Origin of the sequence: Collimonas sp. (assembly GCF_035566555.1) — a bacterium.
Classification (GTDB): Bacteria; Pseudomonadota; Gammaproteobacteria; order Burkholderiales; family Burkholderiaceae_D; genus Collimonas.
The window spans coordinates 17,986-40,820 of the sequence record NZ_DATMRB010000105.1 but is presented as its reverse complement, the minus strand read 5'-3'; the positions used below and the strand labels follow the sequence as shown (position 1 = coordinate 40,820).

At 60.5% G+C, this 22,835-nt stretch carries 22 protein-coding genes and 1 pseudogene; 16 read left to right on the top strand and 7 right to left on the bottom strand.

What is annotated here, in order from left to right:
* Nucleotides 1-17: 17 nt before the first annotated feature.
* From VNZ65_RS14000 to VNZ65_RS13985, 4 genes and pseudogenes are all read right to left on the bottom strand, one after another.
* Nucleotides 18-722, bottom strand: coding sequence for an HAD-IA family hydrolase (locus VNZ65_RS14000; RefSeq protein ID WP_325669990.1), 705 nt, complete (start codon nucleotides 720-722; stop codon nucleotides 18-20).
* 20 nt (nucleotides 723-742) lie between these two features.
* Nucleotides 743-1,525: pseudogene (locus VNZ65_RS13995) on the bottom strand (carbohydrate ABC transporter permease); the annotation flags it as partial.
* 29 nt (nucleotides 1,526-1,554) lie between these two features.
* Entirely contained in the window at nucleotides 1,555-2,484 is a 930-nt protein-coding gene (locus VNZ65_RS13990) for a sugar ABC transporter permease (RefSeq protein WP_325669988.1), read from the bottom strand.
* 175 nt (nucleotides 2,485-2,659) lie between these two features.
* Entirely contained in the window at nucleotides 2,660-3,940 is a 1,281-nt protein-coding gene (locus VNZ65_RS13985; protein WP_414649132.1) for an ABC transporter substrate-binding protein, read from the bottom strand.
* A 414-nt stretch (nucleotides 3,941-4,354) separates the two neighbouring features.
* Here VNZ65_RS13985 and VNZ65_RS13980 point away from each other — a divergent pair, with 414 nt between their 5' ends.
* The 3 genes from VNZ65_RS13980 (at nucleotide 4,355) to VNZ65_RS13970 (ending at nucleotide 6,090) form a co-directional block, all read left to right on the top strand.
* Nucleotides 4,355-5,320 (top strand): sugar-binding transcriptional regulator, encoded by a 966-nt coding sequence (locus VNZ65_RS13980; protein WP_325669984.1) that lies wholly within the window; start codon nucleotides 4,355-4,357, stop codon nucleotides 5,318-5,320.
* A 93-nt stretch (nucleotides 5,321-5,413) separates the two neighbouring features.
* On the top strand, nucleotides 5,414-5,668 hold the full coding sequence (locus VNZ65_RS13975) for a type II toxin-antitoxin system Phd/YefM family antitoxin (RefSeq protein WP_325669982.1): 255 nt from the start codon (nucleotides 5,414-5,416) through the stop codon (nucleotides 5,666-5,668).
* Nucleotides 5,665-6,090: a type II toxin-antitoxin system VapC family toxin gene (locus VNZ65_RS13970; protein WP_325670008.1), complete on the top strand. Its 426-nt coding sequence runs from the start codon at nucleotides 5,665-5,667 to the stop codon at nucleotides 6,088-6,090. Before VNZ65_RS13975 ends, VNZ65_RS13970 begins: the two co-directional genes overlap by 4 nt.
* A 96-nt stretch (nucleotides 6,091-6,186) precedes the next feature.
* Here VNZ65_RS13970 and VNZ65_RS13965 read toward each other — a convergent pair whose 3' ends face one another.
* From VNZ65_RS13965 to VNZ65_RS13955, 3 genes are read right to left on the bottom strand one after another with little or no spacing between them, the layout of a single operon-like run.
* Nucleotides 6,187-6,486: a DUF6587 family protein gene (locus VNZ65_RS13965; RefSeq protein ID WP_325669980.1), complete on the bottom strand. Its 300-nt coding sequence runs from the start codon at nucleotides 6,484-6,486 to the stop codon at nucleotides 6,187-6,189.
* Nucleotides 6,483-8,321: a ferrous iron transporter B gene (feoB, locus tag VNZ65_RS13960; RefSeq protein WP_325669978.1), complete on the bottom strand. Its 1,839-nt coding sequence runs from the start codon at nucleotides 8,319-8,321 to the stop codon at nucleotides 6,483-6,485. Before feoB ends, VNZ65_RS13965 begins: the two co-directional genes overlap by 4 nt.
* A gap of 10 nt (nucleotides 8,322-8,331) precedes the next feature.
* Complete coding sequence (locus VNZ65_RS13955) at nucleotides 8,332-8,511, bottom strand: FeoA family protein (protein WP_325669976.1); 180 nt, start codon at nucleotides 8,509-8,511, stop codon at nucleotides 8,332-8,334.
* Between the two features lie 549 nt (nucleotides 8,512-9,060).
* Between VNZ65_RS13955 and VNZ65_RS13950 the strand changes: the two genes are divergently transcribed.
* The 13 genes from VNZ65_RS13950 to VNZ65_RS13890 all read left to right on the top strand — a co-directional run bounded on the left by VNZ65_RS13950 (nucleotide 9,061) and on the right by VNZ65_RS13890 (nucleotide 22,832).
* Entirely contained in the window at nucleotides 9,061-10,191 is a 1,131-nt protein-coding gene (locus VNZ65_RS13950) for an ABC transporter substrate-binding protein (RefSeq protein WP_325669974.1), read from the top strand.
* Between the two features lie 314 nt (nucleotides 10,192-10,505).
* Nucleotides 10,506-11,738: a zinc metallochaperone GTPase ZigA gene (gene zigA, locus VNZ65_RS13945; RefSeq protein ID WP_325669972.1), complete on the top strand. Its 1,233-nt coding sequence runs from the start codon at nucleotides 10,506-10,508 to the stop codon at nucleotides 11,736-11,738.
* The gene (locus VNZ65_RS13940; protein ID WP_325669970.1) at nucleotides 11,735-11,905 is read left to right on the top strand and encodes a hypothetical protein; all 171 of its coding nucleotides are present in this window, start codon (nucleotides 11,735-11,737) and stop codon (nucleotides 11,903-11,905) included. The genes zigA and VNZ65_RS13940 overlap by 4 nt, the downstream gene beginning before the upstream one ends.
* Nucleotides 11,902-12,645 carry a metal ABC transporter ATP-binding protein gene (locus tag VNZ65_RS13935; protein ID WP_325669968.1) on the top strand — a complete coding sequence of 248 codons (744 nt, stop codon included), beginning with the start codon at nucleotides 11,902-11,904 and terminating at the stop codon, nucleotides 12,643-12,645. The genes VNZ65_RS13940 and VNZ65_RS13935 overlap by 4 nt, the downstream gene beginning before the upstream one ends.
* Nucleotides 12,642-13,544, top strand: a complete 903-nt coding sequence (locus VNZ65_RS13930; protein ID WP_325669966.1) for a metal ABC transporter permease — start codon at nucleotides 12,642-12,644, stop codon at nucleotides 13,542-13,544. The genes VNZ65_RS13935 and VNZ65_RS13930 overlap by 4 nt, the downstream gene beginning before the upstream one ends.
* A gap of 63 nt (nucleotides 13,545-13,607) precedes the next feature.
* Nucleotides 13,608-14,477: a metal ABC transporter solute-binding protein, Zn/Mn family gene (locus VNZ65_RS13925; protein ID WP_325670006.1), complete on the top strand. Its 870-nt coding sequence runs from the start codon at nucleotides 13,608-13,610 to the stop codon at nucleotides 14,475-14,477.
* A 453-nt stretch (nucleotides 14,478-14,930) separates the two neighbouring features.
* Nucleotides 14,931-15,401, top strand: a complete 471-nt coding sequence (locus VNZ65_RS13920; protein ID WP_325669964.1) for a transposase — start codon at nucleotides 14,931-14,933, stop codon at nucleotides 15,399-15,401.
* Between the two features lie 481 nt (nucleotides 15,402-15,882).
* Nucleotides 15,883-17,511: a glycosyltransferase gene (locus tag VNZ65_RS13915; protein ID WP_325669962.1), complete on the top strand. Its 1,629-nt coding sequence runs from the start codon at nucleotides 15,883-15,885 to the stop codon at nucleotides 17,509-17,511.
* 66 nt (nucleotides 17,512-17,577) lie between these two features.
* Entirely contained in the window at nucleotides 17,578-18,903 is a 1,326-nt protein-coding gene (locus VNZ65_RS13910) for a glycosyltransferase (RefSeq protein ID WP_325669960.1), read from the top strand.
* A complete protein-coding gene (locus tag VNZ65_RS13905) occupies nucleotides 18,900-19,817 on the top strand; it encodes a class I SAM-dependent methyltransferase (protein WP_325669958.1) in 918 nt (305 codons plus the stop codon). The genes VNZ65_RS13910 and VNZ65_RS13905 overlap by 4 nt, the downstream gene beginning before the upstream one ends.
* A 20-nt stretch (nucleotides 19,818-19,837) precedes the next feature.
* Nucleotides 19,838-20,980 (top strand): acyltransferase, encoded by a 1,143-nt coding sequence (locus tag VNZ65_RS13900; protein WP_325669956.1) that lies wholly within the window; start codon nucleotides 19,838-19,840, stop codon nucleotides 20,978-20,980.
* Nucleotides 20,981-21,016: 36 nt separating this feature from the next.
* On the top strand, nucleotides 21,017-21,862 hold the full coding sequence (locus VNZ65_RS13895; protein WP_325669954.1) for a class I SAM-dependent methyltransferase: 846 nt from the start codon (nucleotides 21,017-21,019) through the stop codon (nucleotides 21,860-21,862).
* A 37-nt stretch (nucleotides 21,863-21,899) separates the two neighbouring features.
* Nucleotides 21,900-22,832: a GDP-mannose 4,6-dehydratase gene (locus tag VNZ65_RS13890; RefSeq protein WP_325669952.1), complete on the top strand. Its 933-nt coding sequence runs from the start codon at nucleotides 21,900-21,902 to the stop codon at nucleotides 22,830-22,832.
* Nucleotides 22,833-22,835 lie beyond the last annotated feature (3 nt).

Sequence of the window (22,835 nt, the reverse complement as noted above, 5' to 3'; positions counted from 1 at the left end):
GAAAGCTGAATTATTTGTTAAGCCGCCAGCAAGACGGGCAGCTGCCGCATGTCGTCGAATACCCGCTCGGCGCCCGCCGCCAGCAGGCGCGCGGCGGCCTGGCCGCGGTCGTGAGCGACGCCGGTAAAGCCGAATACGCGGATGCCGGCGGCCACTGCGGAACGGACGCCGGTGACGCTGTCGTCGACGGCAATGCAGTGCCGTGGCGCGACCTGGAAGCCGGCCGCCGCCGCCAGATAGACATCCGGCGCCGGCTTGGGCGTGCCCATGTCGTGGCCGCTGTGGATATGGCCCTCGAACAGCTCCAGCAAGCCGCAGCGACGCAAGCCGGCGTCGATGCGCAGCAGGCTGCTGTTGCTGGCGACCGCCTTGGGCAAGGAAATCGCCGCCAGCACTTCGATCACGCCCGGCACCGCCGTGACTTCTTCGCTGCAGGCGCGGCCGACCGCCAGGTTGATGGCGTCATAGTCTGGCGCCAGCAAGCCGAGATTGAACTGGGCATTGAGCTCATCCAGCAACTGGTTGGTCATCATGCCGAGCCGCTCCGCAATCGCTCCATGCAGTGCCAACTCGAGCGCCAGTTCGGCCTGGCTATTGCCGTGCGCTACGCTGCGCGGCAGGTAGCTGCCGAGCTGTCGATGCAGGACAGCGAGAGCGATGCTTTCGCTATCCAGCAAGACGCCGTCGCAATCGCAGATCAGGTGCGTGATGTGTTGGTTCATTGCGGTCTTCATCATCGGCGTCATTTCACCGCGCCAAAGGTCAGGCCGCGCACCAGCTGCTTCTGCGCCAGCCAGCCGAGCACCATGATCGGCGCGATCGCCAGCAATGACGCCGCCGACAGCTTGGCCCAGAACAAGCCTTCCGGATTCGAGTAAGAGGCGATGAATACGGTCAGGGGAGCGCCGCTGACACTGGTCAGGTTGATGCTCCAGAACGCTTCATTCCAGGACAAGATAATCAGCAGCAGCGCGGTCGAGACCAGTCCTGGCATGGAAGTCGGCAGCAACAGGTACACCATTTCCTGCCAGGCGTTGGCGCCGTCGATGCGCGCCGCTTCCAGGATTTCCTTGGGGACGTCGTTGAAATAGGTGAACGCCATCCACACCGCGATTGGCAGGTTGATCAGGGTATAGATGATGGTCAGGCCGGTCACGGTATCGAGCAGGCCGGTATTCTTGGCCAGCAGGTAGATCGGGATCAGTACGCCGACCGCGGGCATCATCTTGGTCGACAGCATCCACAGCAGCAGTTTCTGGGTCTTTGCGGTCGGGAAGAAGGCCATCGAATAGGCCGCCGGCACGGCGATCAGCAATGCCAGCACGGTCGAGCCCAGCGAGACGATCAGCGAGTTGGCGACGAAATCCATGTAGTTGCTGCGCGCCAGGACTTCGTGGAAGCTTTCCAGCGTCGGCCAGAAAATCAGGGTCGGGACGTAAGCCTGGTGTTCGGTCTTGAAAGCGGTGATCGCCACCCAGAAGATCGGGAAGAACAGGACGATGGCGCAGGCCCAGGCCAGCATGCCCAGCCATAGGCGATTCTTGTTTTTAGCACTCATTTTTCGTTCGCTCCTTTCAGGTTCTTGGCCATCATCCGCACCAGGAAGAACGACACGATATTGGCCAGGACCACGGCGATGATGCCGCCGGCCGAGGCGATGCCGATATCGAACTGCTGCAAGCCGATCGAATACACCAGGTAAGCCAGGTTGGTAGTCGCCGTGCCGGGACCGCCGGCGGTAGTGGTGAAGATTTCAGCGAAGATCGACAGCAGGAAAATGGTTTCGATCATGATCACCACCGTGATGGCGCGCTTCAGATGCGGCAGCACCACGTACCAGAACACCCGCACCGGTCCGGCGCCGTCCAGCTGCGCCGCCTCTTTCTGTTCCATGTCCAGCGATTGCAGCGCCGTCAGCAGGATCAGGAAGGCAAACGGAATCCATTGCCAGGCGACGATCATGATCACCGACAGCATCGGATATTCGGCCAGCCAGTCGACCGGCTCCAGGCCGACCAGGCGCATGGCCCAGGCCAGCAGGCCGTAGACCGGATGCAGGATCATGTTTTTCCAGATCAGGGCGGCCACGGTCGGCATCACGAAGAAGGGACCTATCACCAGCAGGCGAGCGATGCCGCGGCCGAAGAAGGGCTGGTCGAACAGCACCGCCAGCAGGGTGCCGCCTACCACGCTGATGACCAGCACCGAGCCGATCAGCACCAGGGTATTGAGGATCGACGGCCAGAACGCCGGATCGCTCAGCAGGAAGGCGTAGTTGTCCAGTCCGACGAAACCGGTCGCTTCCGGCATCATCAGGTTGTAGCGGATGACCGAGAAGTACAGCGTCATCGCCAGCGGCACGATCATCCAGAGCAGCAGCAACAGCACCGAGGGTGTCTGCAGCAGCCGCACCGGCTTGAATTTGCTGGCGCTGGGCCGCGCCGGCAAGGCCGTGTTGGCGGCCTGGGCGAAAGGAGTGGACATGGTTTACCTCTTACATTATTTCGCGCCGATTGGCGGGAGGGTAGGGTGGGCAGCTAGTGCCCACGCGCGGATGTACTCCGCGTATTTATCAGCGTCGCTGCGGTGTGAGTTTGTACTCCGGCTATTGCGATCACGCGTGGGCACGAGGTGCCCACCCTACGGATTACTTGCGCATTTACTTGATATAACGTCCTTGACGCATCACCCGGTCCGCCTGCGCCTGCGAGGTCTGCAGGGCGACGTCGACGGTCGACTTGCCCGCCAGCGCGCCGGCAATCGCCTGGCCGACTACTGTGCCGAGCGACTGGAACTCGGGAATCGTCGCAAACTGGATGCCGGTATAAGGCACTTTCTGAGCAGTGGCGTCTTTGGTGTCGGCGGTCTGGATGGCGCTCAGGACGAAATCGGAATACGGCGCGGCCTTTTTGTAGTCAGGCGAAGCGTAGGTCGACATGCGGGTGCCTGGAGGCACCAGGCCCCAGCCCTTTTCCTTGGCGACCAGCTGGATGTATTCCTTGGACGTAGCCCAGGCGGCGAACTTCTTGGCGGCGTCCTGCGACTTCGACGATTTCGGAATCGCCAGCGACCAGATCCACAGCCAGTGCGCGCCCTTCGGCGTGACGGCTACCGGCGCCGGTGCAAATGCCACCTTGCCGACCACTTTCGATTCCTTGCTGCTGTAGATCATGCCGGCCGCCACCGTGGCGTCGATCCACATGCCGCATTTGCCGCTGGAGAACAGCACCAGGTTTTCATTGAAACCGTTGGAAGTGGCGCCTTGCGGGCCGTATTTTTTCAACAGGTCGACATAGGTGGTGACGGCGTTTTTCCATTCCGGCGTATTCAGCTGCGGCTGCCATTTTTCATCGAACCAGCGGCCGCCGAAGGTGTTGGCCATGGTGCCGATGATCGCCATGTTTTCGCCCCAGCCGGCGCGGCCGCGCAGGCAGATGCCGGCAATCCCGTTTTTCTTGTCGTCGAGCTTTTCAGCGAAGCCGGCGATGTCGGTGTAGGTCGGATGCTCAGGCATGGTCAAGCCCTTTGCCGCAAACAGGTCCTTGCGGTAATAGGTCATCGAGCTTTCGGCGTAGAACGGCAGGGCGTACAGCTTGCCGCCTTCGGTCAGGCCGTCGTGCACGGTCTTGATCAGGTCACCCTCGTCGTAGCTGGCAGGCAGGCCTTCCATCGGCGACAGCCAGCCTTTCTTGGCCCAGATCGGCGCTTCATACGCGCCGATGGTCATCAGGTCGAACTGGCCGCTGCCGGTGGCGATATCGGTGGTGACGCGCTGGCGCAGGACGTTTTCTTCCAGTACGACCCAGCGCAGCTTGATGTCGGGATTGGCGGCTTCGAAATTGGAGGAAAGCTTTTGCAGTTCGATCATGTCCGGATTGTTGATCGTTGCAATGTTGACGGTAACCGGGGCGGCCCAGACGCTGCTGCAGAGCATTGCCATGGAAAGAGGGGCCAGGATTGCTGCGAACGGGCTGCTGCCGATGCTGCGACGTTTCATGTTTGTCTCCGTGGTAGGAATCATCAATTAGCCATGCCGACTTGTGCGGCTTCGCTTTGTCACTTTCTGCGGTATGCCGGTGGGCAACCCGAAAGCGGTTGTAACGCTGTCCCTTGTTCTGCATTTTCGCATGTTTCGATGAAAATATTGAGCAAAAGACTTTTCGTTGAGCAAATAATCAGTCATGATCCAGGTCATGTCAAGATTTTTTTTTGCCGAATAAATCCCTGCCGAATGCTTATGTTGCGGTGCGCTATCTGGGACAATCCGTCATCGCATGGCATACGCAGGCGGTAGCTGCATTGCGCTGCAACAAGAGCTCAAGGTTGCCATGCGCCGACGAAAAAAGGACACCAGATGGCATCAAGAAATGAAAAACTGGATCTCGCAGCCCGTGCTGCGTGGATGTATTACGTGGTTGGCGATACCCAGAACGAAATCGCCGACCACCTCGGCATTTCGCGGCAGATGGCGCAGCGACTGGTGGCTTATGCGCGCGAATCGGGGTTGGTCAAGGTGCGGGTCGAGCATCCGGTGTCGGAGTGCCTGGAGTTGGCGGCAGCCTTGCAGCAACGCTATGGCCTGGAGCAGTGCCATGTGGTGCCGAGCGTGGGATCCGCGGGCAATCTGGTGGACGACGCCGGCGTGCAGCAGATGCTGGCGGTGGTGGGCGCCGAGGTGGTCGAGCGCTATCTGCAGCAAGAGAATCCGCTGGTGGTGAATGTCGGTTCCGGGCGGACCTTGAAGGCGGTGCTGGAGGCGGTGAGTGAAATGGACAGGCCGCAGCATCGGATTGTGTCGATGGTGGGAGCGATTGCGGCCGATGGTTCGTCGAACCGTTATGACGTGGCGCTGACGGTGGCCGACAAGACGCAGGGGCGTTTCTTCTTGCTGCCGGCGCCGCTGGTGGCGGACAGCGCCGAGGATATGCGGCAGTGGTGCCATCACCGGGTATACCGCATCGTTGCGGATCTTGCGCAGCAGGCGGATGTGACGTTCATCGGGGTTGGCACGATCGCGCCCGGCTGTCCCATGCATGAAGATGGTTTTCTTACGGCGGCGGAGGTGGCGCAGTTGCAGGCGCATGGCGCGGTGGGGGAGATGATCGGGCATGCGATTGCGGGGGATGGGCGGCTGATTGCTTCGCCTATCGAGGATCGAGTGACCAGTCTGCCGCTGACCTCGCCGCCGTCGAAACCGGTGATCGGGATGGCCGGCGGGGCCAAGAAGGCCGAGGCGATCCGGGCGGTGTTGCGGGGCGGGTGGTGGTCGGGCTTGATTACCGACGAGTATTGCGCACGCTATGCCCTGCAGGAAGACTGAAAGCCGTATTTGTCTTCAATGTAGATATGTTGCTACATTTATTGCATCGCTTCTTAATTTGTAGTAATGTGTTTACAAAGAGGATCTGCCATTATGACTATTACTACTTTGTCCAGCCGCGAATTCAACCAGCATGCCAGCGAAGCCAAGAAAGCCGCCAACAACGGTCCGGTGTTTATCACTGACCGCGGCCGGCCAGCGCACGTTCTGCTGAGTTTTGACGAGTATCAAAAAATTACCGGCGGCACTCGGAAGATCGCCGATCTGCTGGCGATGCCAGGAATGGAAGACATCGAGCTGAATATTCCGCCATTGCGTGATCCTGCCCAGGCAGCCGATCTCTCCTGATGTTCATTCTCGATACCAATGTCGTGTCCGAGCTGCGCAAAGTACGTCTCGGCAAGGCCGATGAGAATGTGGCGCGCTGGGCTGATAGTGTGACCAGCGCCGATTTGTACCTGTCGGTGATCACGGTTCAGGAACTGGAGATCGGCGTGCTGCTTGCTGAGCGGCGCGATCCGCCGCAAGGCGCCATGCTTAGGACGTGGCTCAACAGTCATGTTTTACCGGCATTTGGCGGCCGTATCCTGGCGATCGATACAGCTGTGGTGCTGCGCAGCGCGAAACTGCATGTACCTGATCCGCGTCCCGTGCGCGATTGCTTGATCGCCGCCACGGCACTGGTACATGGGATGACAGTGGCCACGCGCAATGTGGCGGATTTCGAACCCACCGGTGCGCGGATCATGAATCCCTGGAGCGCCGCCTGAAAACCACGATTGCATAGCTGATTGAAGCTAAATGAGCTAATTGGGGTCACCGAGCACATGCGATTTTTCGCGGCAGTCGCTGATGCGGCGTTCACTTTATTCGCTAGGACGTTCGCGGAATTTGACCGGTTGTTCTTCTGTTGTTGGTGAGCTTGTCCCGCAGCCGGTGGAACACGAACCGCACCCGCTGCCGCAGCCGCCCGCTGCGGTTGTCGGTTGCAGTTGTCCGCCGAGTTTGCGCAGAAGGGCTGGGCGCGACGACTGGCTTAGCGAGGCCGCTAGTTTTTCCTGCAGGCGCTGGCTGGTCGCCGGCATCAGGCGGCGGCAGGCGTAGATCAGGCTGGCGATTACCGCCAGGCCGATGACCAGAGCCTGGGCAATCAGAAAGGGTGTCATGTCAGCAGCCTTGTGATTTGATAGGTCAGGAATGCGGCCAGGTAGGCCAGGCCAAACAGGTAGGCAGTGGCGGCGGCGACCACTTTCCAGGAATTGGTTTCGCGCCGCATCACTGCCAGCGTCGACATGCATTGCGGAGCAAACACATACCAGGCCAGCAGCGACAATGCAGTCGCCAGCGACCATTGATGCGCGATCACCTGCCCGAGCTGGGATGCGATCGCATCTTCGCTGCCGGACATGGCATACACCGTGCCCAGCGCCGATACGGCGACTTCACGCGCTGCCATGCCGGGCACCAGTGCGATGCAGATCTGCCAGTTGAAACCGATCGGCGCAAATACGTATTCCAGCAGGTGGCCGATGCGGCCGGCCAGGCTGTAGTCGATGGCCGGCAAGCTTGCGCCCGGTGGCGGGCCGGGGAAGGTCGACAGAAACCACAGCAGCACCGTCAGCGACAGGATGATGGTGGTGACCCGGCGCAAGAAAATCAGCGCACGTTCCCACAGACCGATGGCGATATTGCGGGCGCCCGGCAGGCGATAGGAGGGCAGCTCCATCAGCAGCGCATGTTCACTCTTGTCCTTGCGCACGCGCTTGATGATCCAGGAGACGGCCAGCGCGCTGGCGATGCCGGCCACGTACAGCACGAACAGCACTATCCCTTGCATGTTGAACAGGCCCCACACGCTGCTGTTGGGAATGAAGGCTGCGATCAGCAGGGTATATACCGGCAGGCGCGCCGAGCAGGTCATCAGCGGCGCCACCAGGATGGTGGTCAAGCGGTCGCGCGGATCCTGGATGCTGCGCGTGGCCATGATGCCGGGAATCGCGCAGGCAAAGCTCGACAGCAGCGGGATGAAGGAGCGGCCGGTGAGGCCGGCCTTGAACATCATGCGGTCCAGCAGGAAGGCTGCGCGCGGCAGGTAGCCGGATTCTTCCAGCACCAGGATAAAGAAAAACAGGATCAGGATCTGCGGCAGGAACACCAGCACGGTGCCGAGGCCGCCGAAGATGCCGTCGCTGATCAGGCTGCGCAGCAGACTTTCCGGCATCGCCGCGGCGACCCAGGCGCCGACGGCGGCGACGCCGGCCTGGATGGCTTCCATCAGCGGCTGCGCCCAGGAAAACACGGCCTGGAAAATGAAGAACATGATGGCCGCCAGCAGCGCCAGTCCGATCACCGGATGCAGGACCCAGCGGTCGATGGCGTCGTCGATCATCGATGTGTTGCGCGGCATGGTGACGGCGGCCGCCAGCATCGCGCGCACCTGCGCATGCAGGTCGTCGTCGACTGTCCCGCTCGCCACAGCCGGCGCGCCGGCCTGGTCGATATGCCGGATCAGGTCGCGCGCACCGCCGCTGCGCACTGCCACCGTCTCGATCACCGGAATGCCGAGGCGGCGTTCCAGTTCTTCGCGGTCGATGGCGATGCCGCGCTTGCGGGCGGCGTCCATCATGTTCAGCGCCAGCACCATCGGCCGGCCGAGCCGTTTCACTTCCAGCACGAAGCGCAAGTGCAGGCGCAGGTTGGTGGCATCCGCCACGCACACCACCAGGTCGGGCAATGCTTCGCCCGGCATCTGGCCGAGGCAGACCTTGCGCGTGATCATTTCATCCGGACTGGTCGCCTCTAGGCTGTAGGCGCCCGGCAGGTCGAGCAGCTGGAATACGCGCCCGGAAGGCGCGGTGAAGCGGCCTTCCTTGCGTTCGACCGTAACGCCGGCGTAATTGGCGACCTTCTGGCGGCTGCCGGTCAACTGGTTGAAGAGGGCGGTCTTGCCGCAATTGGGATTGCCGACCAGGGCGATGCGCAAAGAAGAGGTGCTGGACATGTTGCTTGATTCAGGAAGCCAGGTTGACATGCACCCGGTGCGCTTCGGCGCGACGCAGGGCGAAACGGGTGAAGCCGATTTGTATCATCAGCGGATCGGCGCCGACCGGGCCGCGCGCCACCACGCTGACCGCTTCGCCGTTGACGAAGCCCAGCTCGCGCAAACGTTTGGCGATAGGGTCGGCCGTCAAGACATCTTCTACATGTTCAATGACTGCTGGTGTAAACGGGATCAAGTCGCAAAGTCTCATACAAACGCCATTACCAATAATGATTCTCATTATAACCATTGATGACTGTCGATATGACAGCGGTTACAAAACAAGAAGAGGGTTTGCTGGCACGAATATGCCTGGGAGAAATAAATAAGGATGTGGGTTAGATAAGCAACTTGGGCAGCTTGCCTTCGCTATTCCCAAAGAAATATAGCGAGAGCGAATGCTGCGATTTATAACGGGAATTGTGCCCTGCTTGCTTGACAGCATTACCCGCTTTGCGTTTTACTTAGCGCAATTTTCTGCACCGCAACAAACTGCAAGCTTGTTTTTGCTGATCCAGGTTCCGGTGTGCAAGCACATCGGCGGTTTTCATCTCCTGGTCTCACGCTCATTTCGTCTCACCAAGCAGAGCCCGGCACCGCGCAATCACGGACGTCGGCTTACGTGGTTTTTGGGTAGCGCTAACATCGGCAGGGCCTTGCAATTTCTATCAACTCAATCCCTGTGAAGGATCGGATTCCCATGCGCTTCAACAAACTACTTGCCCTCTCATCCCTGCTGCTGGCGGCCATCGCCGCTCAGGCAGAGACTGGCGTCACCGCCAGCGCCATTACCCTGGGGCAGTCGGCGGCGTTTTCCGGCCCCGCCAAAGAACTGGGCAAGGGCATGCATGACGGCGCCCAGGCTTATTTTGATCAGGTCAATGCCAGCGGCGGCGTGTATGGCCGCAAGATCATCCTGAAAACCCTGGACGACGGCTACGAGCCGGAGCGTGCTGCAGCCAACACTAAACAGTTCATCGAACAGGATGAGGTGCTGGCGCTGTTCGGCTATGTCGGCACGCCCACCTCGAATGCCTCGATTCCGGCGGTCAGCAAGGCCAAGCTGCCGTTCTTCGCGCCGTTCACCGGCGCGCAATCGCTGCGCGAGCCGTTCAACCGCAACATCTTCAATATCCGCGCTAGCTACTTTGCCGAGACCGAGAAGATCGTGCAGCAGATCACCACCTTGTCGCTGAAACGGATTGCGGTTTTTTATCAGAATGACGCCTACGGCAAGGCTGGCCTGGAAGGCGTCACGCGCGCCTTGAAGAAGCGCGGCATCGAAGTGGCCGGGCTCGGCACGGTCGAGCGCAACAGCGTCGATGTCAGCGACGCCGTCGCCAAGATCCGCGCCAGCAAGCCGCAGACGGTGATCATGGTGTCCGCCTACAATTCCAGCGCCGCCTTCATCAAGGCCATGATCGCGGCCGGCAGTCCGCCTTCGTTCTGGAACATATCTTTCGTCGGCAGCCAGCAGCTGGTGAGCGCGCTCGGCAAGGATGCCAGCGGAGTCCAGATCTCCCAGGTGATGCCGGCGCCATGGGACGAGACGCATGCCATCGTCAAGGAGTACCGCAAATACTATCTGCAGGACGGCAAGAGGCAATGGGACTACGTCAGCATGGAAGGTTTTATCGCCGCCAAGGTATTTGTCGAGGGGCTGCGCCGCGCCGGCAGCAACCTGTCGCGCGACAGCCTGATCCGGGCGCTGGAAACCATCAGTCATTACGATGCCGGCGGTTATTTCATCACCTTTAGTCCTGGCAGCCACAACGGTTCGGAGTTCGTTGACCTGACCATGGTGGCGAAATCGGGCCGGTTCCTGCACTGATATATATTGCCGCCGCGCGTCTGAGTACTTGATCTCGGGCGCGTAGCGGCGCTGCATTTGCTTCACATTCCGGCCGTCCAGTTCTGGACGGCTTCCCGGTCCTCTCGGTTTTCCCATTAGCGGCGGCCTCCTCAAATCGATGGTTTCGACGTGTCTCGTGCAAATGCAACACAGTTGCATTACAATCTCGATATGCAACTGTGTTGCATTTGCATTTGAGGCAGCGCCTATGCCGGAAAACATCAAGCTGAAGCCGGCCGGCGCCGCGCGCGTGCGGCCGGCATTCCAACCACCGTTCAACTCCAGAGATCGCTATGAACCAGTTAAAAAAATTTCCTGTCACCGTCTTGTCCGGTTTCCTTGGCGCCGGCAAGACCACCTTGCTGAATCACATATTGCGCAATCGCGAAGGCAAACGGGTAGCGGTGATCGTGAATGACATGAGTGAGGTCAATATCGATGCCGAGCTGGTGCGCGACGGCAGCGCGGCCGCTGGCGCGGCGCTTTCGCGTACCGAAGAAAAGCTGGTGGAGATGTCGAACGGCTGCATCTGCTGCACCTTGCGTGACGACCTGCTGCAAGAGGTGCGGCAGCTGGCGGCGGCGGGGCGCTTTGATTACTTGCTGATCGAATCCACCGGCGTGTCGGAGCCGATGCCGATCGCCGCCACCTTCGATTTCGTGGATGAAGACGGCAACAGCCTGAACCATGTGGCGCGCATCGACACCATGGTGACGGTGGTCGACGCCGCCAACCTGCTGGCGGATTTTTCCAGCGCCGAATTCCTGGCCGATCGCGGCGAGACTGCAGGGGAGGGCGACCAGCGGCGGCTGGTGCACCTGCTGACCGAGCAGATCGAATTTGCCAATGTCATCGTGCTCAACAAGATTGACCTGGTCGACGCCGCCCAGCTGCAGAAGGTCATGGGCGTGATCAAGGCGCTCAACCCGGATGCGCGGGTGATTCATGCGCAGCATTCGAACATCCCGCTGGACAGCATCCTGGACACTGGCCTGTTCGATCTAGAGCAGGCTGCCGCCATGCCTGGCTGGGCGCAGGAGCTGGAAGGGCGGGGCAGTTCGGAAAGCGCGGAATACGGCATCAGCAGTTTTGTCTACCGGACGCCGGAGCCGTTTCATCCGCAGCGTCTGCATGATTTCCTGGCGGCGCCGTTGCCGGGTGTGATCCGCAGCAAGGGCTATTTCTGGCTGGCCAGTCGGCCCGAGTGGGTGGCCAGCATGTCGGGCGCCGGCAAGCTGATGACAAACGAGCCAGTCGGTTTCTGGTGGGCGGCGGTGCCGGCCGAGCGCTGGCCGCAGGATGCCCACACGCGTGCGCAGATCAAGGCCGGCTGGAGCGAGCCGTATGGCGACCGCCATCAGGAAATCGTCTTTATCGGACAAGGCATGGATCAGACAGCGATCCGCCGCAGGCTGCAGACCTGCTTGCTGGATGCCGCCGAAACCAGCCTCGGCATGGCTGTCTGGCGCAAGTTCGATGATCCGTTTCCGGGCTGGCAAAGAAGCGCTGACGGGAGTCAAGCATGATGCCGCTTGTGAATCAAGCGCCTGCGCAAACGGGGCAGGATCCGGCCTCGGCCAGGCGCCTGAGCATATTGGCGCGCTCGGCATGGCTGCGGCTGTTGCTGGTGCTGCCGGCCTGCGTGCTGCTGTGGCTTGGCGTGTGGTGGGCCTTGGCGGGAGAGTTCCGATGAAGCCGGTGATCGCGCTGCACGACGTCAGCGTCGCCTATCGCCGGCAAGCGGCGTTGCAGCATGTCAGCGGAGTTTTGGCGCAAGCCTCGCTGACTGCCGTGCTGGGGCCAAACGGCGCCGGCAAGAGTACTTTCCTGAAGGCCGTGCTAGGCCTGGTGCCGGTCGACAGCGGCCGGGTAGAGATCCATGTACCGCGCAAGCTGATCGCCTATCTGCCGCAGCAGGCGGAGATCGACCGCGGTTTTCCGATCTCGGTGCTGGATTGCGTCTGCCTCGGCTACTGGCAGCGCCTTGGCAGCCTGGGCGGCCTTAACTCGGCGATGACGGAAGGCGCGCAGGATGCGCTGCGGGCCGTTGGCTTGCAGGGCTTCGAGCGGCGTCCTATCGGCAGTTTGTCGGCCGGGCAGATGCAGCGGGTGCTGTTTGCACGGATCCTGGTGCAGGACGCCGATGTGATCCTGCTGGATGAACCATTCAACGCGGTCGACGCCAGGACCACCGACGATCTGCTGGCGTTGATCCGCGGCTGGCATGCACAGCAGCGCACCGTGGTGGCAGTGCTGCATGACCATGAGCAGGTGCGCCGGTATTTCCCGCAAGCGGTGCTGCTGGCGCGGCAGCTGGTGGCCTGGGGTGACACCGCTGATGTGCTGGCTGCCGCCAATCTGCAGCGCGCCAGGCATATGGCGGATGCCGGCAGTGCGGGCAATGGCGACCGCTGGCCGGAGCTGGCTGCATGATGCTGTGGTCCTGGCTGGACACATGGCTGCATACGGCGCAGCAGCTGGCGTGGGCGCCGTTTGCCGAATTTGCCTTCATGCGCCGCGCCCTGGCCGGCACCCTGGCGCTAGCGCTCAGCAGCGCGCCGCTGGGGGTGTTGCTGACCTTGCGCCGCATGAGCCTGTTCGGCGACGCGCTCAGCCATGCAGTGCTGCCGGGCGTGGCGATCGGCTTCATTCTGTTTGGCCTGTCCTTGCCGGCGCTCAGCATCGGCGGTTTCCTGGCAGGCGTGACCGTGGTTGCGGTCGCGACCCGCATCAGCCGCAGCACCGGCCTGAAGGAAGACGCCAGCCTGGCGTCCATCTACCTGATTGCGCTGGCGCTCGGGGTGATGCTGATATCGATGAACGGCTCCAAGCTGGATTTGCTGCATATCCTGTTTGGCAATGTGCTCGGCGTGGACCGCGGCGGGCTGTTGCTGGTGGCCGGCGTCAGCAGCTTCAGCCTGATGCTGGGCGCGCTGGCTTACCGCGGCCTGCTGCTGGAAAGCTTCGATCCCTCCTACCTGGCCGCAAGCGGTGCGCGCGGCGGCCTGTTCCAGCATCTGTTCCTGATGCTGGTGGTGATGAACCTGGTCGCGTCGTTCCAGACCCTGGGCACGCTGATGGCGGTCGGACTGATGATGCTGCCAGCGGTCTCCGCCCGTCTGTGGCATGACACCTTGCCGGCGCAGCTGCTCAACAGCGCCGTGCAGGCGGCGCTGGCGGCGTATGCCGGCCTGCTGCTTTCCTATTACAGCGGCGCGCCGTCCGGCCCGACCATCATTCTGTGCGCTGCCGCCTGCTATCTGGCGTCGCTGCTGATTGCGCCGCGCGGCTGCCTGCCGCGCCTGTGGCGGCACCCTTGCCGGCGCGCTTGAAACTTGCATTCCCATTTCCCATCTTCAGGAGTTATCGTGAAAAATTTAAGTCGATTGGCAGTGATGGCCTTGCTGGCGATTTGCAGCAGCGCCCTGGCGGCGGAAAAAATTCCGGTGGTCGCCAGCTTCAGCATCCTGGGCGACATCGTCGGCGCCGTCGGCGGCGAGCGGATAGCGGTATCGACGCTGGTTGGCCCTGACCAGGATGCCCATGTGTTCGAGCCGACGCCGGCCGATGTCAAGGCGATCGCCAGGGCGAAACTGGTGGTCGTCAATGGCCTCGGTTTCGAGGGCTGGATGGCGCGCCTGACCGGTGCTGCCGGCTACCGCGGCAGCGTGGTGGTCGCCAGCGCCGGCGTGGCGGCCCGCCAGCGACCGGGGATCGGTGCGCATGCGGCAGTGCGGCCCGATCCGCACGCGTGGCAGGATCCATCCAATGTGATGATCTATACCCGCAACATTGTGACTGCCTTGAGCAAGCTGGACCCGGCCGGCAGCAGCCAGTACCAGGCCAACGGCGAGCGTTACCTGCATGCTCTGGCCGACCTGGAGCGCTGGGCGCAGGCGCAGTTCGCCGCGCTTTCCGAGCAGCAGCGCTCGGTGATCACCTCGCACGACGCCTTTGAATACTTCGCTGCCCATTACGGCCTTCGCTTCCTGGCGGCGCAGGGCATTTCGACCGACAGCGACGCCAGTGCACGCGATATCGCTGCCCTGATCCGGCAAATCAGGCAGCAAGACATCAAGGCGGTATTTTTCGAAAACATGAGCAACCCGCAACTGCTGCGGCAGCTCAGCCGCGATGCCGGCGTGACGCCGGGCGGCAAGCTGTATGCCGACGCCTTATCGGCGCCTGGCGGGCCGGCGCCGACCTATCTGCGCATGATGCGCTATAACATCGTCCAGATCCTGGCCTCCCTGCGACGCTCCTGAGACATGGACCGCAGGCGGGGAAAGCCCGTTGCCCTTTTTTCAGGGTTGGCGGGCCCCCTGCAGGAAAGTGAATTGTCAACTTCAGATTGTCGAATAGTGAAACGGCGCTCTTGTTTTTCTTGAAAAGCCAGCCGTCAAATAATATTATCCAAAAGAAATAGTTAAATCATTTAGTTTTCTTTTGGAAATGATGAATGTGCATCTCACCCAATTTTAGGGTTAAATATCGTTAATTTATGTGAACTATAGTTAAAAATCTAATTTTTCAGTGGTTTCATAAGGCTCTTGCTTTTACTCTTTGTGTGCATGCCGCCGTCGAACTTAACAAATCGGTGAGCGCATAGCGACAGGGTTAACCGATTGAATGTGATCCGGCGATTTCCAAAAGAAAAAGATTTGCCAAAAGGCAGATCAAGCTGCCTGATTCAAGTTCAACAATCAAAGAGTAGATAGATGCAGAAAATTAATGGCGTTCTTCGAGATGATCAATGGGAGAAACTGGAGCCTTTGCTGGTAGGGCGGCCGGGAGATTCTGGCATGTGCGGCCGCGACAATCGCCTGTTCATGGAGGCGGTGCTGTGGGTAGCGCTGAAAGCCGGTTCATGGAGCAACCTGGCGCCGGAATTCGGCCGCTGGAGAACCAGCTACATGCGCTTCCGGCGCTGGACCAAGGCCGACGTCTGGCGGCGCGTGGCGGAGAGCCTGGCCGACCAGCATGAATTGCAGGCGATGTTGCAGGCTATTATCGTGCTGGGCGACGAGCACACGCGCTTGAATACGGAAAGATCGATCCGGCGCGACAACGTGAAAATCTACGGCCGCGCCCTGGCTTCCGCCAGCAGCACCAATGCCAAGTCGGCACGCGGCGACGACCTGACGTCATCGTGGGTGTGGCTGGTAAGTAACGACGCCCAGACCAACTGATCGGCTGAGCGCGCCTTCAGCCGCGCTTACAACCAGCGGCAGCAACTCTGACGGCTGCCGGCGTCAAGTGGTATCTCCCTTGCGCCGGCAACAGCCTGCGCATATCGGCCATCGATATCGCCCGTTGCACCGCGCAACTTCCTCCCCGTTTTCCGGCCCCGCGCCTCTTTTTCCCTATGAACCGGGCAATAAACCTGGGCGTCTGCAGGTTGCCGCAGAATAGGGGCCACTCTCTAAAGCCCTGCCTGATTTGACTACCGTCGCGCGGGATCAGGTATCATCGCCGAAGGAGAGTGTTTGGCTGGAAACTATTTGGACCGCAGGTCTTAGGACTGCAGCCGCATTACTCCTCGCATAAAAAAGAATGGCCCCGGCTACGGGGCTGAGACAAGTCTGGAACGGCAAGATGCCAAGGCGGTAAACGGTGACGGCGGGCGACGGCAGTTCGGGCGATTAACATTCGATTAAAAGTACGATTTTGATGAATTTCATTCTGTATTCGGATATTGGCGAAAGTACAATCAACAAAAGCCTTGGTTTACCAGAGTACAGCTACTACTTTGTCTTGAAAGCTTTTCGCACGGTGCTGCAGGAGCTCGGCACGGTGACCGTGGTGCGGCACCCGGAAACCGAAGTCGATCCGCTGTTCGACGCTTGCCGCGAGCGTGGCGAAGAATGCGTTTTCCTTTCCTTTTCCCCCCCTAATAAAACCTTGATCGACCTGCGCTGCCCGACGGTGTCGGTGTTTGCCTGGGAATATAGCAACATTCCCGACGAACTCTGGGACGACGATGTGCGCAACGACTGGCGGATCGTGTTTGGCCGCCACGGCAGGGCGATCACCTTGTCCAGCTATACCGCGCGCATTGTCCGGCAAGCGATGGGAGCGGGGTTTCCGGTGCTGGCGGTGCCGGCGCCATTGTGGGAACAGTTTGCCGCGCCGCGCGCGCGCTTTGGATCCAGCTTGCCGCCAGGCCACAGCCGGCTGCAGGTGCGCGGCACCGTGATCGATAGCCACCTGCTGGGTTTGTCGGCTGACGGCCTGATTGCGCATGTCGTTTTCCCGCAAGCGTCCGATGAACTGGATGAAGCGCCGGCGCCAGTCCCGCCGGAACCTGCGCCAGAACCGGTACCGGAACCGGTGGCGCCGCCGCCTGTGCCTGAACCTGCGGCGCCGGCCAAGAATCTGCGTTATCGCCTGGCGGTAAGCAAACGCCATTTGCTCACCTGGTACCGGGAAGCGGTGCGCGATCTGTTGCCATTGTGGCTGGCGCGCGCGGTGGCCGTCAGTGGACGCGGCGGCAACACCGTTGCGCGCGCCGTCCTCGGCTACGAAAGCCGCACGGTTCCGCCAATGCCGCAGTCGGGACACCAGCCAGCGCCGCAGCAGGCGACGCCGGTTGCGGCGGCTACGGCCGTTGCGCCGGAGCCGCAAGAACCTGAAGTGAGCGTCGATCTGGAAGGGGTGGTCTATACCTCTATCCTCAGCCCCAAGGATGGCCGCAAGAACTGGTTCGACATGGTGACGGCGTTCTGCTGGACTTTCCGCGAAGTCGAGGATGTGACGCTGGTGCTGAAGATGAACGAGCGCGATTTGTCGCTGTATCACAACACACTGCTGACCTTGCTGTCGCAGCTGGCGCCGTTCAAATGCCGGGTCCTGACCTTGCATGCCTATCTCGACGACGCTACCTATGAAGAACTGATCGGCGCCACCAGTTTTTACGTCAATACCTCCTTGTGCGAAGGCTTGTGCCTGCCGCTGATGGAATTCATGAGCTGCGGCAGGCCGGTCATTGCGCCAAAGCATACTGCGATGGAAGACTACATCGACGATGGCGCTGCCTTCATCATCAAGTCCAGCCTCGAACACAATGTCTGGCCGCATGACCCGCGTGACCTGTTCCGCACCTTGCGCTACCGCCTGGACTGGGAATCGATCTGTAACGGCTATGCGGAGAGTTACCAGATAGCCAAGCAGCAGCCGGAAAAATATCTGGCGATGAGCCGCCACGCTATCGCGCGCATGCAGTCGTACAGCGCAGGCGCGGTAGTCAAGGAACAGCTGCGTGGATTTTTTCAGCAAGAAGCGGTGGAGGAGCAGTCGTGATGCGATTCCCACAAGCTGCGCTCGCAGCCCCCTTCGTTCTTGGCTTTATCTGAAAGCCGGCGCCAGATGATCATTATTATTTATTCCGAAACCAACTCCGGCACGATTGCGTCCAATCTCGGCTTGCCTGAATACAGCTATTACTTCGTGCTGAAAGAATTTCGTCCGGTGCTGGAGCAGCTCGGCATTGTCGTTACCGTCACCGATCCGGCGCGCGAAGTGGACGATATTTACCGCAGCGCCGCCGCGCACGGTCAATCCTGCGTATTCCTGTCGTTCTCGCCGCCGCACAAAACGGCGGTCGGCCTGACCTGTCCGACCATTCCCGTGTTCGCCTGGGAGTTCAGCACGCTGCCGAACGAGGTCTGGTTTGGCGAACCGCGCCATGACTGGCGCTATGTGTTCGACAAGGTCGGCAGCGCCATCACGCATTCGGTATTTACCGCGGATTCGGTACGGCGGGCGATGATGCCGCAATTTCCGGTAGCGTCGATCCCGGCGCCGGTATGGGATCGCTTTTCCGCATTGCGCGAGAAACTGTCGATCGCCCGTCATCCCGACGGCGTCGACCTGCTGGTTGAGGGCACTGTCATCGATAGCCGTACGGCCGACCTTTCCCCCTACAGTGTGCCGCAGCGGCGGTTTCCCAAGCCGAACCTGGTGCGGCCGCCGGCGCTGGCCCGGCGCGAACCGGCCAAGGTGCATATCGCCGGCGTGGTGTATACCTCGGTCTTCAATCCTTATGACGGCCGCAAGAACTGGTACGACATGATCAGCGCCTTTTGCTGGGCCTTCCGCGATACCGCGGACGCCACGCTGGTATTGAAGCTGACCCACCACGATGTCCGTATCGGCATCGACAATGTGCTGGAAAATGTCTACAAGCTGACGCCGTTCAAGTGCCGCATCCTGCTGATCCATGGCTACCTGAGCGACGCCGACTACGAGAAACTGGTGTCGGCCACCACCTACGTATTGAATACCTCGCATGGCGAAGGCCAGTGCCTGCCGCTGATGGAGTTCATGTCCTGCGGCAAGCCGGCTATCGCGCCGGTGAATACCGCGATGGCTGACTATATCGATCGCGACAATGCTTTCGTGCTCGATTCCAGCACGGAGCCCAGCCACTGGCCGCACGACCCGCGCCAGGCCTATCGTACTTTGCGCTACCGCATAGACTGGGGCACGCTGCTGGCCGCCTACAAGGAGAGCTATCGGGTCGCAAAACAGGATCCGCAAAGATACTGGCAAATGGCGGAGCACGCGGTGCAGAGCCTGCAGCAGCATTGTTCACGCGCTGTGGTGAAGCAGCGCCTGGATGCCTTTCTTTCTGAGCGCATCGCCAGGCACAGGCGGGATATCGGCAATACAACGGAAAAGGTTATTGCATGATGAAATTTCTTAGCGATTGGCTGCGTCCTCCGAAAGCCAAGGCAGTCGAACCGAAGAATCAGCAAGAAGATCGGCAAGAAGATCAGCCAGAAGCGCTGCCGGCCCCGGTGTCGCCGGAAGGCGTGGTCGACTCGCGCGTCTGCGGCTTTATCGATAACGTGCAAAGCGGCTGGTTTCAGACGGAAAGCGGCGAGCTGCTGAAAGGCTTTCCGATCACGCCCGCTGATGTAGTGCTCGATGTCGGCTGCGGCGAGGGCGCGGCGACCCTGTTCGCCGCGCGTTGCGGCGCGCATGTCATTTTTTCGGACACCGATGCGGCTCAGGTGGCGCAGCTATCGTCCAAGGTGGCGAATAGCCCGGCACGCGGCTATCAGGCGCTGGTCGGCGACACCCAGCCGCTGCCGCTGGCGGATGGCAGCGTCAGCCGTATTGTGGCCATGGAAATGCTGGAGCATGTCGACGATCCGGCGCAAGTGCTGGCCGAACTGGTGCGCGTCGGCCAGCCGGGAGCGCTGTATCTGTTGACAGTGCCGGACCCGGTTGGCGAAGGCTTGCAGAAACAGCTGGCGCCGCCGTCGCACTTCCAGAAGCCGAACCATATCCATGTTTTCGAGCGCGCAGCGTTTGCCAAACTGGTGACGGATGCCGGCCTGGAGATCGAGCAGCGGCATGCCTCCGGTTTTTTCTGGGCGATGTGGATGTGCCTGTACCGGGCCGATGAAGCCGGCGCCGGCGGCGCCGGAGAAGCAACGCGCGACAACATCAAGCCGCCGCATTCGCCTTTGCTCAACGAATGGGCAAACACCTGGTATCAATTGATTTCAATGCCCGAGGGAGCCAAGATCAAGCAGTTGCTGGACAGCGTCATGCCCAAGAGCCAGGCGATCATCGCCCGCAAGCCGGACCATCGATAAACTACCGGAGCCGATGGCACATGAATCATCGAATCAAAGACATCGAGCTGTTGCGCGGAATCGCGGTGCTTTTCGTTTTGTTCGAGCATACGCGCTTCAATCTGTTCGGACAGCCAAGCGAGATTCTTGCGTTCATCTATACCCATTTCGGATTCTGGAATGGCGTCGATCTGTTCTTTGCCATTTCCGGCTTTGTGATTGCCCGCGACCTGATCCCGCGCTTGAATCGCAGCGACAGCCGAGAATCGTTTTTTGCTATCGCCGCCAAATTCTGGGTCCGGCGCGCCTGGCGCTTGTGGCCGACCGCATGGCTCTGGCTGGCGCTGCTGCTGGTGGCGACAGTGGCGTTCAAGAAATCGGGCATCTTCAGTTCCCTGCAGGTGAATCTGGAGGGCAGCCTGGCGGGACTGTTGAATTACATGAATTTCCGCGTGATGCTGAAATTCGGCCATGATGAGCTTGGCCCGACTACGCCGTACTGGAGCCTGTCGCTGGAAGAGCAGTTTTATCTGCTGCTGCCGCTGCTGGTGTTCGTTTGCCGCCGCCGGTTGTCGCTGGTGCTGATCGTGCTGGTCGTGCTGCAATTCTTTGCCAGCCGCCATCAATCCTTGTTCTTGATGCTGGTGCGCTCCGATGCCCTGCTGCTAGGGGTGCTGCTGGCAATCTGGAGCAAGCGCGACAGCTATCGCCGGCTGGAACCGGTGTTTCTGAAAAGCTGGAAATGGGCAGGTTTTATTCCGCTGGTGATCCTGTTGGCATGCCTGGCGAAGATAGGATCGCCGCAATACCAGGAATTCCGTTTTTGGGTCGGAATTGTCGCGCTGATTTCCATCGTACTGGTGTGGCTTGCATCTTATGACGCGGATTACCTGATGCCTGACAATCTTCTGAAGCGCATCTTGCTGTGGGTCGGCAGCCGCTCATATGCGCTGTACCTGACCCACATGCCGGCTTATCTCATGAGCCGCCAGATCTGGTTCTGGATCGCTCCCACCGACACCATTTTTGACCATACCTATAACCTCAGGCTGGCGCTCACGGCGGCGGTTCTGGTGGTGCTGTTCAGCGAGCTCAACTACCGGTTTATCGAGACCCCCTTGCGTGCGCGCGGCAAAAGAATCGCCGACAGGATGGGGCAGTCGCGGCTCCAGCTGCAGACATAGACCATAACGATGGAAGCAAAAAACAGTATGCGAGACATGATCAAAAGACTTTTCGGCATCGCCAGGCAGGATGCAGCGGTTCAGGTAATGGCGGTCGCTGAAGCTGCGCCGGTACCTGCACCGCCGGTGACCGTCTACGATTCCTTTTCTGTCGGTTTAAGCGACGCTCTGTCGAGCGGCTGGTATCTGCAGGAAAGCGATGAGCTGTACCGCGGCTTTGTCATCAGCGCGGAGGACGTGGTGCTTGACGCCGGTTGCGGCGATGGCGGCAGTTCCTTGTTTTGCGGTCATCGCGGCGCTCATGTCATCGTGGCCGACATCGATCCCGGCAAAGTCGAGTTTACCAAGCAACGCCTGGCGGATACGCCGGCGCGGATAGTGCAAGGCCTGGTGGGCGACGCCAACCCATTGCTGCTGGAAGACGGTGTCGCCAGCAAAGTGATCTGCATGGAAGTGCTTGAGCACGTCGACGATCCTGCACAGTTCTTGAGCGAACTGGTCCGGGTCGGCAAAGCGGGTGCGCATTACCTGTTGTCGGTGCCGGATCCGGTGCAAGAGCACATGCAAAAGAAGGTGGCGCCAGCGTCGCATTTTGAAAAGCCGAACCACATCCGTATCATCGAGCGCGACCAGTTTGAAAAAATGGTCACGGATGCCGGCCTGATCGTCGAACGGCACGAATACTACGCTTTCTACTGGTCTGTCTGGTGGCTGTTTTTCTGGGTTTGCAAGGTGGACCTGAGCAATCCTCAGCACCCCTTGCTGAACAGCTGGGCAAAAACCTGGAAACTCCTGATGAATAGCCCGAACGGGGAGCAGGTGAGGCAGGCCTTGAGTGATTTCATGCCGAAGAGTCAGATCATTGTTGCGCGCAAGCCATGACTTTGAGTCAACAACAGCAGGCAAGGAGCGGCTGCATATGAAGCGATTATTCATCACCGGGCAGTCAGGCTTTGTCGGCCTTGCCTTTGAACGTCTGCGCGCACACGCCGTTGCCGCCCTTGGCTGGCAGTTGGTAACCGCCGACAGCGCCTATGACCTGCTGGATCCGGCAGCGCTGGATCAGGTGCTGCGGCAGGCGCGCCCGGACGCGGTGATACATCTTGCCGGCCAGACCTTCATTCCCGAAGCTTTTCGCGACCCGGCGCACACGCTGGACGTCAACCTGAAGGGCACGCTCAACCTGCTGCAGGCTTTGCAGCGCGGCGGCTTCAACGGCACTTTTCTGTATGTCAGCTCGGGCGACGTCTACGGCCGCGTCGATCCGGAGCTGTTGCCGATCGGCGAACAACAGCCAGTGCGTCCGCAAAATCCCTACGCGGTCAGCAAGGCGGCGGCAGAGCTGCTGTGCTATCAGTGGAGCTGCAATCTGCCGTGGCGCATCATGGTGGCGCGGCCGTTCAATCATATCGGCCCGGGGCAGCGTGAAGATTTCGTGATTTCCAGCGTCGCCCGCCAGCTGGCGCGGATCCGCCTGAAGCTGCAAGAGCCGCGCATACTGGTCGGCGACGTCGACGTCAGCCGCGATTTCCTGGATGTGGAGGACGTTATTTCCGCCTACCTGGCGCTGCTTGAAAGCGGCCAGAACGGCGAAACCTACAATGTCTGCTCGGGCAAGGAGTATCTGATCCGCGACATGATCGCCAGCATGCTGTACCTGACCGAGACCGATGCCGTGATCGAGCAAGACCCTGCGCGCTTGCGGCCTTCGGACTTGCGCCGGGTAAAAGGCAGCAACCAGAAAATCACGCAGGCCACGGCATGGCAGCCTGCCATTCCCATGCAGCAGACCTTATTGAATGTCCTGGCGGACTGGGATGCCAGGGTAGCGGCGGCGCAAGCGCAGCCGTGACAC

Bases quoted from the DNA above. Each gene is read 5' to 3' on its own strand.
- VNZ65_RS14000 (WP_325669990.1), bottom strand. From the start codon at position 722: ATGAACCAACACATCACGCACCTGATCTGCGATTGCGACGGCGTCTTG.
- VNZ65_RS13990 (WP_325669988.1), bottom strand. From the start codon at position 2,484: ATGTCCACTCCTTTCGCCCAGGCCGCCAACACGGCCTTGCCGGCGCGG.
- VNZ65_RS13985 (WP_414649132.1), bottom strand. From the start codon at position 3,940: ATGGCAATGCTCTGCAGCAGCGTCTGGGCCGCCCCGGTTACCGTCAAC.
- VNZ65_RS13980 (WP_325669984.1), top strand. From the start codon at position 4,355: ATGGCATCAAGAAATGAAAAACTGGATCTCGCAGCCCGTGCTGCGTGG.
- VNZ65_RS13975 (WP_325669982.1), top strand. From the start codon at position 5,414: ATGACTATTACTACTTTGTCCAGCCGCGAATTCAACCAGCATGCCAGC.
- VNZ65_RS13965 (WP_325669980.1), bottom strand. From the start codon at position 6,486: ATGACACCCTTTCTGATTGCCCAGGCTCTGGTCATCGGCCTGGCGGTA.
- feoB (WP_325669978.1), bottom strand. From the start codon at position 8,321: ATGTCCAGCACCTCTTCTTTGCGCATCGCCCTGGTCGGCAATCCCAAT.
- VNZ65_RS13950 (WP_325669974.1), top strand. From the start codon at position 9,061: ATGCGCTTCAACAAACTACTTGCCCTCTCATCCCTGCTGCTGGCGGCC.
- zigA (WP_325669972.1), top strand. From the start codon at position 10,506: ATGAACCAGTTAAAAAAATTTCCTGTCACCGTCTTGTCCGGTTTCCTT.
- VNZ65_RS13940 (WP_325669970.1), top strand. From the start codon at position 11,735: ATGATGCCGCTTGTGAATCAAGCGCCTGCGCAAACGGGGCAGGATCCG.
- VNZ65_RS13935 (WP_325669968.1), top strand. From the start codon at position 11,902: ATGAAGCCGGTGATCGCGCTGCACGACGTCAGCGTCGCCTATCGCCGG.
- VNZ65_RS13930 (WP_325669966.1), top strand. From the start codon at position 12,642: ATGATGCTGTGGTCCTGGCTGGACACATGGCTGCATACGGCGCAGCAG.
- VNZ65_RS13925 (WP_325670006.1), top strand. From the start codon at position 13,608: ATGGCCTTGCTGGCGATTTGCAGCAGCGCCCTGGCGGCGGAAAAAATT.
- VNZ65_RS13920 (WP_325669964.1), top strand. From the start codon at position 14,931: ATGCAGAAAATTAATGGCGTTCTTCGAGATGATCAATGGGAGAAACTG.
- VNZ65_RS13915 (WP_325669962.1), top strand. From the start codon at position 15,883: ATGAATTTCATTCTGTATTCGGATATTGGCGAAAGTACAATCAACAAA.
- VNZ65_RS13910 (WP_325669960.1), top strand. From the start codon at position 17,578: ATGATCATTATTATTTATTCCGAAACCAACTCCGGCACGATTGCGTCC.
- VNZ65_RS13905 (WP_325669958.1), top strand. From the start codon at position 18,900: ATGATGAAATTTCTTAGCGATTGGCTGCGTCCTCCGAAAGCCAAGGCA.
- VNZ65_RS13900 (WP_325669956.1), top strand. From the start codon at position 19,838: ATGAATCATCGAATCAAAGACATCGAGCTGTTGCGCGGAATCGCGGTG.
- VNZ65_RS13895 (WP_325669954.1), top strand. From the start codon at position 21,017: ATGATCAAAAGACTTTTCGGCATCGCCAGGCAGGATGCAGCGGTTCAG.
- VNZ65_RS13890 (WP_325669952.1), top strand. From the start codon at position 21,900: ATGAAGCGATTATTCATCACCGGGCAGTCAGGCTTTGTCGGCCTTGCC.